This window comes from Neobacillus pocheonensis (assembly GCF_050477905.1).
GTDB classification, from domain to species: domain Bacteria; phylum Bacillota; class Bacilli; order Bacillales; family Cytobacillaceae; genus Neobacillus; species Neobacillus pocheonensis_A.
Genome location: NZ_JBCNAD010000006.1, coordinates 21,553 through 36,255 on the forward strand (window position 1 = coordinate 21,553; position 14,703 = coordinate 36,255).

The window sequence follows — 14,703 nt, forward strand, 5'->3', positions numbered from 1 at the left end:
GTCACATTTTCTGTAAATTTCAACAAAAAACCTTCTGCAGACAGATGCAGAAGGTTTTTTTAATTAAATACGGACGAAGTTTGATGCAAGCAATTCGTTGTAGAATTGGTCAAACTGTTCAAGATTCATCTGCTGTTGTGCATCAGAAAGGGCAACGGCCGGATCTGGATGAACTTCAGCCATAACACCATCAGCACCAATAGCAATCGCAGCCTTCGCTGCTGGAAGAAGTAAATCTCTTCTTCCTGTTGAGTGCGTAACATCAACCATTACTGGCAAGTGAGTTTCTTGTTTTAAAATCGGAACTGCAGAAATATCAAGCGTATTTCTAGTTGCTCTCTCGTACGTCCTTATTCCTCGCTCACAAAGGATGATTTGTCCATTCCCTTGTGACATAATGTATTCTGCTGCATTAATAAACTCTTCTATCGTAGCCGCAATACCTCTTTTTAGTAACACAGGCTTCTTCACTGAACCAGCCGCTTTTAACAATTCGAAGTTTTGCATATTTCGAGCTCCGATTTGAATGACATCAATATAATCAATCGCCATTTCAATATCGGCAGGATTAACGATTTCACTGATAACAGCCATATCGTATTCATCTGCAACACGTTTTAAAATTTTTAATCCTTCTACCCCTAGACCTTGGAAATCGTAAGGAGAAGTTCTTGGCTTATACGCTCCACCACGCAGAAGCTTTAGACCTTTTTCTTTCATAGCCTTCGCTACTGTTGCTACTTGTTCATATGACTCAACAGCGCATGGGCCAAAGACAAAATGCTGTTTGCCATCGCCAACATTTTCACCTTTTAAGGAGACGATTGTATCTTCTGGCTTTTTCTTTCTTGAAACAAGCAATGCTTTTTCGTGATCATCTTTTTGTAAATTTAATCCTGCTTTAAAAATTTCCTTAAATATATGGTCGATAGTGGAATTTTCAAATGGACCATCGTTGTGCTCCTTAATTACCTCAAGCATTTTTCTTTCACGGACCGGATCGTATCGGTAAACACCTTGATTACCTTTTACCTGCCCAATCTCTTGGACGAGGTGAGCTCTCTCATTAATCAGCCTCAACAACTCCAAGTTTAATTCATCTACACGCGCTCTCAATTGATCTAATTGATTTTCGCCCATCATTCGTCCCCGTCCTTTCGTTTGCAAATCAGTTTAATACCACAAAAGCACAACCTGGTATTGTTTACTGGTTCACAAGCATGAAAAATTGAAATTTTAAAATATTTTTTATAATTAGGCTTTATTATAGCGGATATAAATTTGTTTGTCATTATTTTTTTCTTTATTGATTAAACGCTTTTAAGCACTAAAGTATCGTGATCTATATTTGAGTAATTTATGCAGTTACTCACACTAATGTGATTATCTTTTTTATTGATTTTCGTTCAAAGCATTAGCCAAAGAACGATTGGTTATTTTCCAATGGGATGCATTCCACTTGGCTTCACCATTTGAAAACAAAATGGCTTGCGGGGATTCATGCTTAATTTGGAATTTCTCAGCAATATCATTGGAAAGCGTTCTTGAATCCTGTACAGCTAAGAAATATGTTGGAAAATCTTGATTTTCATCCGCATATTTTTCGTATTCCTTATACGCTGCATGACTGATTGGACAAGTTAAACTATGCTTTAACAAATAAAATTTACTTTCTTTATTGAGCAAATCCTCAAATTGTTCGACAGTATCAATTTTTTCTAACATTACAAAAACCCTCCCTAAAATAAATGCTGTGTTAAACTTGGCTGTTGACTTCCGCTCCAGGCACTTCGCTTTCCGTTCCAATCAACAGGGCTATAAAATCAATAATATTCTTTAACACAGCTAAAATAAATAAACGGTGAAGTAATTTTATCACTTCACCGCGGCTATAACAAATAAACAGATTTAAAGTTTGACCTTGCTTTCTTCTTCTTCTAACGCCTTTTCTGCTTCTGCTATTCTTTTTCGTATTTCGTCACTGTCTAAGGCCGCTTCGACAGCAGGCTTTTTCGTATTAATTGTTTTGGGATTTCCAATTGAAATATAAGTAGAATTCGATTCATCAGCGGATTCTACTTTATTTATTGCTTTTCCTTTTGCTTTATTTATTAGGTCTGACGATTGCAGGACAAGACCTTGAGAAAGGGAAGAAGTTTTTGAGACTAACTCATTACTTTTACTCATTACATTTTCACGTAAGTCAGCAGTTTTACCCATAAGGGCATCTGCTTGATTACTTAAGTTAATTCTAAACTCTTTACCAGTCTTAGGCGCCAAAAGCAAGGCCGCCGCTGCACCAACTGCTCCGCCGATTAACGCTCCTAATAAAAATCCGCTAGAAGATGATTCATTACGAGTTTGATTTGTTTCTCGAGATTCATAATCCCTATTTGACATTTTTATTACCTCCCAAAATTTAATGTGCTCTGACTGTTGGTTTCTCGTTTGAAATTCCTTCATTATTTGCTTGTTTCCTAGCCTGCCACTTATCCTTTAATTCAAGAAGAATATTGCTCCATTGAATAATTTGTGCCACTTTTTCTTTACTTTCCTCTACTGTTTGGTCCACTGATGTGGTGATGTTTTTTATCGTTCCATTAAATCCTGCAATAGTCGTTCCAACATCCTTTACTGCTACCACTACACTATTTAAATCCTTGGATTTTTGATGAATGTCTTCCGCCAATGCGTTTGTTTTTTGTAAAAGCAGATGGGTTTCCCCCATAACAGCATCAAGCTGTTTTTCTAATCCCCTTAACGTGCCAGAAACGCCTGACAGTGTTTCTTGAAGGGATTTAAGCGTTTTCGCTAAGTAGATGACAAGCACAAGAAACGCAATTGCGATCAAGGCTACGCTTAAGTATAAAATAATTTGCATCGTGCACCTCCGCCATACTCTATCATTATGTATTACCCATCAGCAATGGATATAAACCTCGTAATTATCTTATACTACTTCAATATTTTTGTCTGTATTTCCTGCCATTTGTTTTAAAAAAATCATGATTGAATAGCCGTAGAAACGTTATTTATGAACTTTCTTTTTCAATTCGGGTACAATAATACTTGTAGGTTATTTATTTCTGTTGGAGGCGTTATGATGAAAGATCCTCGTATCGAGAAACTAGCAAAAAATTTAATTAACTATTCTGTTCAGCTGCAAAAAGGCGAAAAGGTATTAATTGAAAACTTTGGTTTGCAGCGTGAGCTTGTGACCGCTCTTGTAAAAGAGGCTTATGCAGCTGGTGGTTACCCCTTTGTCCTTCTAAAAGACCACCAAGTCGACCGTTCTTTGTTATTAGGAGCTCAGGAAGAACAGTTTAATATGATGGCTGAATTTGAAGCGAATGTAATGAGTAAAATGGATGCATACATAGGACTTCGCTCTGGCAATAACATTAATGAACAGGCCGATGTGCCAGATGATAAAATGAAAATTCATGGGAATACCATTGGTAAAAAGGTTCATCGGGACATCCGCGTTCCGAAAACAAAGTGGGTTGTGCTAAGATATCCAACCTCCAACATGGCGCAATTAGCAAAAATGAGCACCGAGGCATTTGAAGACTTTTACTTTAATGTTTGTAATTTGGATTATGGAAAAATGGATAAAGCCATGGACAGCCTTGTTGAACTGATGAACCGGACTGATAAAGTCCAAATCAAGGGGCCAGGCACAGACCTCAGCTTCTCGATAAAGGACATTCCTGCGATAAAATGTGCGGGAAGATTAAATATTCCAGATGGTGAAGTTTACACAGCGCCTGTCCGAGATTCTGTGAATGGGGTTATTACCTATAATACTCCGTCGCCATACCATGGCTTTACGTTTGAGAATGTTAAGCTTACATTTAAGGACGGAAAAATCGTTGAGGCGGAGGCAAATGACAGTTCAAGGATTAATAAAATTTTTGACACCGATGAAGGAGCACGTTATATCGGGGAATTTGCAATTGGCGTAAATCCATTTATCCTTAATCCAATGCAGGATATTTTATTTGACGAGAAAATTTGCGGCAGTTTCCACTTCACACCTGGCCAATGTTATGATGATGCCTTTAATGATAACCATTCTAATATCCATTGGGATATGGTCAATATCCAGCGTCCAGAATATGGCGGCGGGGAAATGTATTTTGATGATGTATTAATTCGTAAGGACGGATTATTTGTCATACCTGAGCTAGAAGTATTAAATCCTGATAATTTGAAATAAACTAAAAGGATGCCACTCAACGGAGCGGCATCCTTTTAGTTTATTGAACTAATTGTTTTTCATAGGAGTCCTGGAATTTTTGAATATCTCCTGCTCCCATAAAAATAATAACGCTATGATCATAGTCCTTTAACACAGAAGTATTTTCTTCTGAGAGGATTTCCGATCCAGAAATTTTATCCTGTAAATCTTTGATAGACAGCTTTCCATGTTTTTCACGAGCGGAACCAAAGATTTCACACAAATAGGCCTTGTCTGCCTGACGTAGACTATTTGCAAAATCATCTAAGAATGCTTGTGTCCGTGTAAAAGTATGCGGTTGGAAGACAGCAACTATTTCGCGGTCAGGGTATTTTTGTCTCGCTGCCTCGATGGTTGCTTTTATTTCCGTTGGATGATGCGCATAATCATCAATCAAAATTTGCGAACCAACCGTTTTTTCGGAAAATCTTCTTTTTACACCTTGGAATGTTAGTAATCTTTCCTTAACTACTTCAACATTAATTTCCTCGTAATGACATAAGCCAATAACCGCCAAGGCATTTAATATACTGTGATCCCCAAAGGTTGGGATGGAAAAAGTATCATAAAAGGTATTTCGGATAAACACATCAAAGGTGGTTCCATTGGTTGTCTTCACGAGATTTTTAGCCTGATAGTCATTTTCATCCGCAAATCCGTAAAAAAGAACCGGAACCTTTGCCTGGATTTTTTGCAACTGTTCGTCATCCCCATAAGCAAATATTCCTTTTTTTACTTGTACAGCCATCTCTTGGAATGCAGAGAAAACATCATCAATATTGGCAAAATAATCAGGATGATCAAAGTCAATATTGGTCATGATGGCATAGTCAGGGAAATAGGATAAGAAATGCCTTCTATATTCGCATGCTTCGAATACAAAATATTCAGCCCCTTCCTCCCCTTTACCAGTACCATCACCAATTAAAAAGGATGTTGGCTTGGCGCCGGCTATTACATGAGAAAGAAGCCCTGTTGTTGATGTTTTTCCATGGGCACCGGTAATGGCCACACTCGTAAAGCTTTGCATAAAATCGCCTAAAAAGCGATGGTAACGTACAATAGGAAGTCCGAGCTTCATTGCCTCTTGAATTTCCTCGTGAGTATCAGGAAACGCATTTCCCGCAATAATCGTCATTCCTGGCTTGATATTTTCCTTTTGAAAGGGAAGGATCTTGATCCCTGATTTTTCAAGGGCGACCTGAGTAAAAAAGCGCTTTTCGACATCGGAGCCCTGCACCTGAAATTTCATATCATGAAGAACTTGTGCCAGTGCACTCATTCCAGACCCCTTTATACCTACAAAATGGTAAATAGTCATAGAAGAACCTCCAACCAACGTCTATCTGTAAAACAGTATATGACATCTGTCTGTATTTGCTAACAAGAAAAGTGGATATGCTTATTCAATTGCTCATGTCCTTTTTTCTCATTCCTAAATTTAATCACATTTCATTATTATAGCACTGTTCCATCACAAAAACTATTTGAAACCTTTAAGCTTTGTTTTCATTTACTTTGCACTATATATTATTTGTACACGTTACTAAAGAATACTATAGATTAACTAATAATACTAGAATCTTGGATAGACTCTAAATCGGCTTCCGTAATCAATACTTCACGAGGCTTGCTGCCATTTGCACTGGTAATATAACCGTTCTGCTCCAGCATATCCATCAATCTTGCCGCACGGTTATAGCCTATTTTGAAGCGCCGTTGCAAGCTAGATGTGGAAGCACCGCCTTGATTAATAATGAATTCACAGGCATCAAAAAATAGTTCATCTTCATCTTCAGTAACTTGGGCTTTTTTTAAAAGCTCGTCTTGTTCAAACAGGTATTCCGGCTCTCTCTGTTCCCTGACATGTGCCACTACAAGATCAATTTCTTCATCTGAAACGAAGGTTCCTTGAAGGCGGACTGGCTTTGACGAACCATTTTCTAGAAATAACATATCGCCGCGGCCAAGCAGTTTTTCCGCACCGCTAATATCGATAATCGTACGGGAATCAACCTGCGAAGAAACCGAAAAAGCAATCCTTGTTGGGATATTCGCTTTAATTAATCCTGTGATAACATCAACAGACGGCCTTTGCGTCGCAACAATAAGGTGGATACCACAAGCTCTTGCTTTTTGGGCAATCCGGCAGATTGCTTCTTCGACATCAGCCGGTGACATCATCATTAAATCAGCAAGCTCGTCTATAATAATCACAATAAACGGCAGCTTGTCTGAATACCTTTTGTGCTTTATTGCCAGCTCATTAAAACGGTTAATATCACGAACTCCTGTATGCGCAAAAAGCTCATAACGCCTTTCCATCTCATCAACTGCCCATTTTAACGCCGCAGTTGCTGCCTTCACGTCCGTGATGACTGGGCTAACGAGGTGTGGTATGCGATTATATGGTGCCAGTTCGACCATTTTAGGATCAATAAGTAAAAGCTTTAAATCTTCCGGGCTTGCTTTAAATAAAAGACTGACTAATATTGTGTTAATACACACGCTTTTTCCTGAACCTGTGGCCCCTGCAATTAAGCCATGCGGCATTTTCTTAAGGTCTGTTACGATCGGGTTACCAGCAATATCAAGCCCCAGCACCGCCGTTAATGGTGAAGTTGATTCTTGGAAAACACGGCCCGAAATAATTTCGTTAATCATAACAGGACGTGATTTTTGATTGGGAACTTCTATACCAATCGTATGCTTTCCAGGAATTGGTGCTTCCATCCGAATATCCCTTGCCGCAAGGCTCAACTTAATATCATCACTTAAATTAGTGATTTTGTTTACTTTTACTCCAGGCTCCGGCTGTACTTCAAATCGGGTTACGGATGGTCCCTGTGTCACATTGACAACACTTGCACCGACATTAAAATTTTGTAAGGTTTGGTTTAATAGCTCTTCCTGATATAAAATCCACTCCGTATCTTTTACGACAGAGATAGGTGGATTTAATAAACTGGATTTAGGGAACATATAATCCCCTGCATCCACATGATGAAGGAAGCTTTCGACCTTCTTTTCAGATTCAGCAGGAGGTTCCTTAATTTCTTCAACTTGTCGAGACGCGGCAGGTGGCTCTTGCTTTGGTATCTCAACCCTACGACTTTTGCGAGCTTCCCATTTTTCCTTATCTTGCTTAAGCATCATTACATTGAACGGCAAATGTGAGCGCCTTGACCTTGAAGGTTCGGGTAGTTCACCTACTTCTTCCCCATTCAAATCCTCTACTATTTCATGCTCCATTGAAATGACTTCATTAGTTTGAGGTTTTAAATCTGGATCGGTAATATTTGAACTCACTTCATTATTTTCTTCTTCCATTAGTATCCGATTTATTAAAGAAGGAATAGGCTCATTCCATTGAACAGGATTACCTTGCGGCTCTGAAACCGATTGAATTGGTTCAATAATTACTTCTTCTGTTGCAGCTGCAGATTCCATCTGACTTTCAAATTCTTCATTTAAAAAATGACTTAATTCATGCTCGATAATTGAACTATTAAGCTTCGGTCTACTAAACCCAAAAACAGGTGAAGGAATTTCTGTTGGCTGAAAGGGACCACGCTTCCTCGAGGGCTGCTCTTTTATTTCTTTTACGACTTCAGTTTTAGCCTTTGGTATTTCTTTTTTGACCGTTTGAAGTTGTTCCTTCCTTCTTCTTTTTTCCGGCAACAGTCTCTCTTTTCTGTTTTGCTTTATCGTTTCTTCGGCTGCCTTTCTTCTACTTACAGGTATGTGAGAAGGCTTTAGCTCACCTTTTGGATAATGATATGAGATTTTAATCTCTAAATCCTTGAAACTGTCATCATTGTTTAGGAACGGGTTAATTCCCGCTTTTTTATTAAGTATAAAAAAATGATCAATTTCCTCTTCATCGTCTTTTTTAAACATTTGAAAAAAGTCTTGGATCCAACTCAAAACTATCACTCTTTCTCTTTCATCTATCATTCTATTTTATCAGTAATTAATATTTTTTCGAGAAAATTTCACAGAATAAGCCGAAATATATCCGAAGTACCAAAGTAGAATGAAAAAAGATCACATGCATGTGATCTCTTTGCATTCTATTTTATTTATTTTTACCCAAAATAAAAATAGGCTCTAATTCCCCATTTTCATATAAAAATGACAAAGCAGTTATCGGAACACGCCCATTTGCGAAGAAGCTCATGGCCATTTGCGCTAATACATCATAGCCCCTGTCATTACGGATATCTCCGATGATTAATACATCTTGATGTGGTACGGCAACAACCATTGTCCCGGTAATCCGTTTTTCCATATCATTAAGGAAGCCTTTATTCAAAATCCTGCTGGCATCGTATCCATCATTGGTGTTAAGAAAATAAAAGGTATTACCGGCAACCTGATCTTCTTTTAATGGTGTGGTAAGTGATCTGACATTAAAAAGGGCAATTTCCTTTATCCTAGAATGGATCCAACCTTCTTTTTCCATCACCTTGGAGTCAATTAATCGGTAGGTTTTACCCATATCGTAGGCATAATAAATTTTAGTTTCCGCCGTATGTTCATCGATTAAAAACGGGACATCCTCCTCAGCCTCCTTTGGAAAAGAAGAGGAGCGAATAACTGGAAAAATTCGTTTCTCGTGATCCGTTAGTTGGACTGGATCTTCCATGGCTCGAAGACCTTCTTCGATGTAGTAAACCACCTCATCAATTGCTTTTTCCTTTTCCACATGCCATTTGGCAACAATTCCAGGTAAGGAAATGGTGATCCCCTTTCCGACCAATTCACTTTCGATGCGAAGTTGATCTTTTTCGCGGTCATACTTAATGACACGGTCCTTTGCTGTTAGGCGTGACTCTAATTCTTTCCTCATCTTTTTACTGTCCATTTTCATCATGAATCCCTCTGTTCAATGGAGTTGATTTCCTTTATTGTACATTAAAAAACTCCCATCTCAAAAGTAGTGGGAGTTGATTGAATTATGATTTCAAACCCGTAATAAATCCTTCAATTTCTTCTTGAGTTTTGCGGTCCTTGCTAACAAAGCGATCAAGCTCTTTACCGTTTTCATAGGCGATGAAGCTTGGAATCCCAAAAACATCTACCTGTTGGCATAAATCGATAAATTGATCGCGGTCAACATGGATAAATGTATAGTCATTAAATTTCGCTTCAATTTCAGGAAGAGCTGGTTCAATAAAACGACAATCTCCGCACCACTCTGCTGAAAACATAAAAATAGTTTTCCCATTATCTTTAAGTTGTTCAAATTCCTCGATTGACTCTAAATGCTTCAATCCCAACGCCTCCGTTTGAAATGATCTCTATCTTTTCAAATGATAACAGCCATCGTGATAGACAGTCCAACGATATGCTTCGTTCTTATCGTACCCATTTATTTTATCATTTTTAACGCTGTCGAAAAAGAGAGATTATTTTTTTTGATAAATATATTGTCCAACAAGAAGGTTCATGACATGTGTAAACATATCTACACGATTAACGAGACCATTTGTGAAAATACCCACAGCTCCTTCATGTTTTCTGACATTCTTCATACTAGCATACTCCTCCATAACGGGTCCGAGTTCTTCACCGGCCCGAAGTCGTGCTGCAACTTCATCTGGCAGCAGTAATCTTGCACCGCCAGCAATAATCGGTTCACAACCTTTTGAAGCTAGTGCCCCCCAATTACAGATCAGCAATCCTTGGCTCGATTCCTGGACTCCGCCTTCGAGACCAATCCCAATATCCCCATTGCCTTGCTCTAGGGCTTCTACTGCCCTGGTAATCGCTCCCTTAATGGTTTCTTCATCTGAAAATGGCTGTGCATTTACACCGGAAGGAATATCTAGAGATACGAACTCTGCATCGTGATGTTGAAAACCATTTTTAACAGCAGTTATTTTAGCAGGATTTTTCGATCCGATAATTACTTTCATTTAAGACATCTCCTCAATAAATAAAGGAGGCAATACTCTGCCTCCAAAAGTAAAATTAACTGTTTACTTTAATCGTATCAACCGTCGTTTGGTCACATGCCTTAACCAGCTTAACCAAAAGTTCTTTTGCTGCAGCGTAATCGTCTACATGGACGATGGAGGCATGGGTATGAATATAGCGTGAACAAATTCCGATAACTGCACTTGGAACCCCTTGATTGGATTGATGAACACGACCGGCATCCGTTCCGCCCTGTGATACAAAATACTGATAGGGAATATTGTGAGTTTCAGCCATATCGAGGACAAATTCTCTCATTCCACGATGTGTCACCATTGATTTATCCAATATTCGTAGCAATGCCCCTTTTCCTAAATGGCCAAATTCCAATTTGTTCCCGGTCATATCATTAGCCGGGCTCGCATCAAGTGCAAAAAAGAGGTCAGGATTAATCATATTCGCGGCTGTCTGCGCGCCACGTAAGCCCACTTCTTCTTGAACGGTTGCACCGGAATAAAGGGTATTTGGCAAGGTCTCATCCTTTAGTTCTTGAAGCAATTCTATCGCAAGACCGCAGCCATAGCGATTATCCCAAGCTTTTGCTAAGATTTTCTTTTCGTTTGCCATTGGTGTAAACGGGCAAATCGGCAGGATGGCCTGACCTGGTTTGATACCAATTCTTTCAGCATCCTCACGGTCATCCGCGCCAATATCGATCAGCATATTGCTAATTTCCATTGGTTTGTTTCGTTTCGCTTCGTCCAAAAGATGAGGCGGAATGGAACCAACGACTCCGATAACAGGACCATTCTTTGTCATGATTTGAACACGCTGTGCCAAAATAACCTGACTCCACCATCCACCAAGAGGCTGGAAGCGCAGCATACCATTATCGGTAATGGCGGTAACCATGAATCCTACTTCATCCATATGCCCAGCTACCATTACAGTAGGCCCATTTCCTTTTTTTACACCAAAAATGCTGCCTAATTTATCTTGAACGATTTCATCCGCATATTGGGATAATTGTTCCCTCATAAATTTCCTTACTAAATGTTCATTACCAGGGGCTCCAGGAAGCTCTGTTAACGTTTGAAAAAGCTTTAAGGTTTGTTCGTTCATAGTCAGACTGCTCCTTTGGTTTTCTCAAAATGATTATGTATCTTTTTATTTTACAGAAATTTCGAACCCCTTACCACTATTTCTAATCCCTGCTGTTATATTATCTTCATCTAGCCAAATAAGATATACTGAAAGTGGAATCGTTTACTTAAGGTGTTTTTTATTAGATGGAGGTGCTTTATTTGAACTGGAAATCATTCATTCTTGGTGCTGCCTTAGGTGCCATTAGCGGTTATGCTGCTAAAGAAGTCTTAAGCAAAAAAACAAATGTTTCACCTGAAAAAGTTTTAAATCAGGTAAAAAACCATTTAAAACAAAATGGACCTATAAGTGGATCATGGATACATATGGCAGCGGAGCCGTATGAAAAACATCAAATAAAATATCGAGTATATAAAGGCGGCATCACCAAAAATAATAACGGCGCAACTGAACAACTTGAATTTATCGCCGATGCCCAAACAGGAACCATCTTAGATATACAACCTTTATAATAATAAATGGCCGCATAAATCATGCGGCTATTTTTATCCTTCCCTTTTAATGCTCTCGACGATTTTTCCATCCTGTCCCCATTTGACAGCTCGATAATAGGCATCATGGTAAAAGGTAAACCACGCATTTTTTCCAAGGCAATAGGATAGCCATTTTTCTTTTGCTGCAATGGAGTCTATCGGGTAATCATCATAAGCCATCACCCATAAAACATTTTGATGGGCGTGTGTCGCCATTAGGTCTGCCATATGGATGGCCATTTCACCTTCATCCTCAATAATAAGAATCGAATGTCCGTCACTATGACCGCCCGTATGAATCATACGAATGCTGCCAAAAATCCACGATTCTTCAAATGTTTCGACCTGCGGCGCAATGGCCTCCCAGTTTTCTTTCCAATATGTATTTTTTGATCGGATATTCGGGTTTCGCATTTCGTCCCATTCAATTTGTGAAGTAATAATTTTCGCATTTGGGAAGGCTGAAACATACCGTCCCTCTTGCAACTTTGTCAGGCCACAAGCATGGTCGAAATGCAAATGTGTCATTAAGACAAAATCAATTTTATCAGAACTCAAGCCGATTTTTTCTAAAGAAATATCTATTTCTGATTCCTTCGTTACCCCATAGTTTCTAAGCTGTTTTTCTGTTAACTTTCCATTACCAAGTCCTGATTCAACTAATAAATTTTTTCCATCCATTTGAATTAAAATAGGATCAGTCGGCAATTCAATTTGGTTTTTATCGTTGGATGGATATTTCTTTGACCATAGTCCTTTGGGAACCACGCCAAACATGGCACCGCCATCTAAATTCGTAACCCCTCCTGATAACCAAGTAAGCGTGACATTTCCAATCTTTAAAGTTTCCATTGTTTCAACTCCCTTTGTATTATTTTAGCATTGTCCCATATTGAGGAAAAATAAAAAGAACAGCTCATAGAAGAACTGTCCTTCGAATTAGTTTTGATATTTTACTTCACAGCGGTAAATACGATTCCCTTTTTCTGAGAATTTCTCTTCGTATTCGGTCATGATGTTACCTTCATAGCCGCTCTTATGAAAATCCAAACTAAGATACTTCAACAATAACCCATATTCGGAAAAACTCATTAAAGAATATTCAAATAGTCCCTGATTGTCCGTTTTAAAATGAATTTCGCCGCCATCTATCATTATATCCTCATACAGCTTTAAGAACGATTTATACGTTAATCTTCTTTTTTCATGGCGGACTTTTGGCCATGGATCAGAGAAGTTCAGATAAACACGGTCAACATCATTTTTAGCAAAGTATTTAGCTAAATCGGCTGCATCAACATTAAGAAGTCTAAGATTCGGTAAATCTGCTTCGATTAAACGGTCTAAAGCCGCAACGATAACACTATCATACAGCTCAATTCCCATATAATTAATTTCTGGATTTGCTTTAGCCATTTCGGTAATGAATCGGCCTTTTCCTGTTCCAACCTCGATATGAAGCGGTTGGTCATTTCCAAATACCTCATGCCATTTACTTTTATATATTTCCGGATTCGCGACGATATATTGGGGATGCTGCTCTATTTTATCCTTTGCCCAAGGTTTATTTCTAAGTCTCATTTTAGCACTCCTAAAAAATAATTTCGTTCAAAACATAACACGATGACTTTTTTCATGCAAGCCAATCTTTTTGGAAAAAAGCAAAATGCATAAACAAAAAAAGAATTCACAACCTAACTGTGAATTCCTTTTATAAAATCCCACTTGAAAGGGTGTTATTCATGCCATTAAGTCATAGTGACCAAGTTACATTGCTAAAAGATATTCTAAACAATCATCAAACAGATTGCTGCGGTTCTGTATCAGAATGTGAACAATTAGAACGTTTGGTGAAGTCCCTTATGGTAAACTCACAGGTTGATCAAAATGTAAAAAACATTTTGCAGGAAGTTTATCAATATAGCCAACAGGGCGCAGGGACGGCTGACTTAGATGAGCATATCCTATCCAATCAAGAAAACCTATCCCAGTGGGTGAACGATATTGGTCAGTTTTCCTGATTAAAGGATATCATCTAAAAATATTAACCATTTGTTCATTTCTTCGATGCGGTTTTTATTTTTATACCATTGAATAGAAGATAGGGTCTGAACGGCCACATACCATTTCATTCTTAGTCTTAGATGATCCGTTAGGTTTAACCCATACATGCTAAGCCAATCCTGCCAATTTTCTTCTGGAATATACCAGTAAAGGAGCAAACCAAGATCGATTGCAGGGTCGGCGATCATCGCCCCATCCCAATCAATTAAGTACAACTGGTTGTCTTCCGCAAGCAACCAGTTGTTATGGTTTACATCACCATGACATACCACTTTTTCTTCACTGTAGACATTCTTCGCTTCCTGTTTTAAGAAATTCAATGTTTTTTGAACTTCAGGCAAGAAAAGGATTTCTTCATCTAAATCAGTTATCACCGTCTGAAAAAAGATTTCAGGGTCCAAAGGCGATTTTTCTAATCGGCTAAGCATACCCAGCATCGGCTCTGATTGGTGAATTTTTTTCAGCAACTTCGCAACAAGTTCATGATTCATATCAGAAGGTTTCAATTCCCGGCCTTCTAGCCATTGCTGTGCTGTTATGACATCTCCGTTTTCCAGTCGTTTCGTCCAAACAAGCTTTGGGACGATCCCTTCTGCCGATAGTACCGCAAGGAATGGAGAAGAATTCCGCTTTAAAAAAAGCCTTTGATCTTCATAATGTGCATAAAAGGCTTCTCCTGTCGCGCCTCCAGCAGGGGTAATTTCCCACTCTTGTCCTAATATATGTTCCAAAATTGTTCACCTTCAATTTATGCCGTTCTTATGGGAGCTTTTAGATATAAGCGCATGCGCCTTTTTACCTTCATTTTAAAAATAAAAAAAGGCTATTGAACCATCGACA

16 protein-coding genes are annotated in these 14,703 nt (G+C 38.6%); 3 read left to right on the forward strand and 13 right to left on the reverse strand.

What is annotated here, in order from left to right; all coding sequences use genetic code 11:
• Positions 1-63 precede the first annotated feature (63 nt).
• From ABES02_RS02315 to ABES02_RS02330, 4 genes are all read right to left on the reverse strand, one after another.
• Positions 64-1,140 (reverse strand): bifunctional 3-deoxy-7-phosphoheptulonate synthase/chorismate mutase, encoded by a 1,077-nt coding sequence (locus ABES02_RS02315; protein ID WP_430130437.1) that lies wholly within the window; start codon positions 1,138-1,140, stop codon positions 64-66.
• Between the two features lie 252 nt (positions 1,141-1,392).
• Entirely contained in the window at positions 1,393-1,725 is a 333-nt protein-coding gene (gene ytxJ, locus ABES02_RS02320; RefSeq protein WP_430130231.1) for a bacillithiol system redox-active protein YtxJ, read from the reverse strand.
• Positions 1,726-1,908: 183 nt separating this feature from the next.
• Positions 1,909-2,400 (reverse strand): YtxH domain-containing protein, encoded by a 492-nt coding sequence (locus tag ABES02_RS02325; RefSeq protein WP_430130234.1) that lies wholly within the window; start codon positions 2,398-2,400, stop codon positions 1,909-1,911.
• 19 nt (positions 2,401-2,419) lie between these two features.
• Positions 2,420-2,881: a DUF948 domain-containing protein gene (locus ABES02_RS02330; RefSeq protein ID WP_430130237.1), complete on the reverse strand. Its 462-nt coding sequence runs from the start codon at positions 2,879-2,881 to the stop codon at positions 2,420-2,422.
• A gap of 222 nt (positions 2,882-3,103) precedes the next feature.
• Between ABES02_RS02330 and ABES02_RS02335 the strand changes: the two genes are divergently transcribed.
• Entirely contained in the window at positions 3,104-4,219 is a 1,116-nt protein-coding gene (locus ABES02_RS02335; RefSeq protein WP_430130240.1) for an aminopeptidase, read from the forward strand.
• A 40-nt stretch (positions 4,220-4,259) separates the two neighbouring features.
• Here ABES02_RS02335 and murC read toward each other — a convergent pair whose 3' ends face one another.
• From murC to ABES02_RS02365, 6 genes are all read right to left on the reverse strand, one after another.
• Positions 4,260-5,561: a UDP-N-acetylmuramate--L-alanine ligase gene (gene murC / locus ABES02_RS02340; RefSeq protein WP_430130243.1), complete on the reverse strand. Its 1,302-nt coding sequence runs from the start codon at positions 5,559-5,561 to the stop codon at positions 4,260-4,262.
• A gap of 242 nt (positions 5,562-5,803) precedes the next feature.
• Positions 5,804-7,690: a DNA translocase FtsK gene (locus tag ABES02_RS02345; protein ID WP_430130441.1), complete on the reverse strand. Its 1,887-nt coding sequence runs from the start codon at positions 7,688-7,690 to the stop codon at positions 5,804-5,806.
• A 628-nt stretch (positions 7,691-8,318) separates the two neighbouring features.
• A complete protein-coding gene (locus ABES02_RS02350; protein WP_430130246.1) occupies positions 8,319-9,113 on the reverse strand; it encodes a DUF1444 domain-containing protein in 795 nt (264 codons plus the stop codon).
• Between the two features lie 85 nt (positions 9,114-9,198).
• Complete coding sequence (locus ABES02_RS02355) at positions 9,199-9,516, reverse strand: thioredoxin family protein (RefSeq protein WP_430130249.1); 318 nt, start codon at positions 9,514-9,516, stop codon at positions 9,199-9,201.
• A 135-nt stretch (positions 9,517-9,651) separates the two neighbouring features.
• A complete protein-coding gene (locus ABES02_RS02360; protein WP_430130252.1) occupies positions 9,652-10,161 on the reverse strand; it encodes a DUF84 family protein in 510 nt (169 codons plus the stop codon).
• A gap of 55 nt (positions 10,162-10,216) precedes the next feature.
• Positions 10,217-11,284, reverse strand: coding sequence for a M42 family metallopeptidase (locus tag ABES02_RS02365; protein WP_430130254.1), 1,068 nt, complete (start codon positions 11,282-11,284; stop codon positions 10,217-10,219).
• Between the two features lie 182 nt (positions 11,285-11,466).
• Between ABES02_RS02365 and ABES02_RS02370 the strand changes: the two genes are divergently transcribed.
• A complete protein-coding gene (locus ABES02_RS02370; RefSeq protein ID WP_430130257.1) occupies positions 11,467-11,778 on the forward strand; it encodes a PepSY domain-containing protein in 312 nt (103 codons plus the stop codon).
• A 33-nt stretch (positions 11,779-11,811) separates the two neighbouring features.
• Here the strand turns inward: ABES02_RS02370 and ABES02_RS02375 are convergent, their stop codons facing one another.
• Positions 11,812-12,651 (reverse strand): YtnP family quorum-quenching lactonase, encoded by an 840-nt coding sequence (locus tag ABES02_RS02375; RefSeq protein WP_430130260.1) that lies wholly within the window; start codon positions 12,649-12,651, stop codon positions 11,812-11,814.
• A gap of 87 nt (positions 12,652-12,738) precedes the next feature.
• Positions 12,739-13,380 (reverse strand): tRNA (guanosine(46)-N7)-methyltransferase TrmB, encoded by a 642-nt coding sequence (trmB, locus tag ABES02_RS02380; RefSeq protein ID WP_430130263.1) that lies wholly within the window; start codon positions 13,378-13,380, stop codon positions 12,739-12,741.
• 161 nt (positions 13,381-13,541) lie between these two features.
• Between trmB and ABES02_RS02385 the strand changes: the two genes are divergently transcribed.
• Positions 13,542-13,820, forward strand: coding sequence for a YtzH-like family protein (locus ABES02_RS02385; RefSeq protein WP_430130266.1), 279 nt, complete (start codon positions 13,542-13,544; stop codon positions 13,818-13,820).
• Here ABES02_RS02385 and ABES02_RS02390 read toward each other — a convergent pair whose 3' ends face one another.
• The gene (locus tag ABES02_RS02390; RefSeq protein ID WP_430130269.1) at positions 13,821-14,594 is read right to left on the reverse strand and encodes a phosphotransferase; all 774 of its coding nucleotides are present in this window, start codon (positions 14,592-14,594) and stop codon (positions 13,821-13,823) included.
• Positions 14,595-14,703 lie beyond the last annotated feature (109 nt).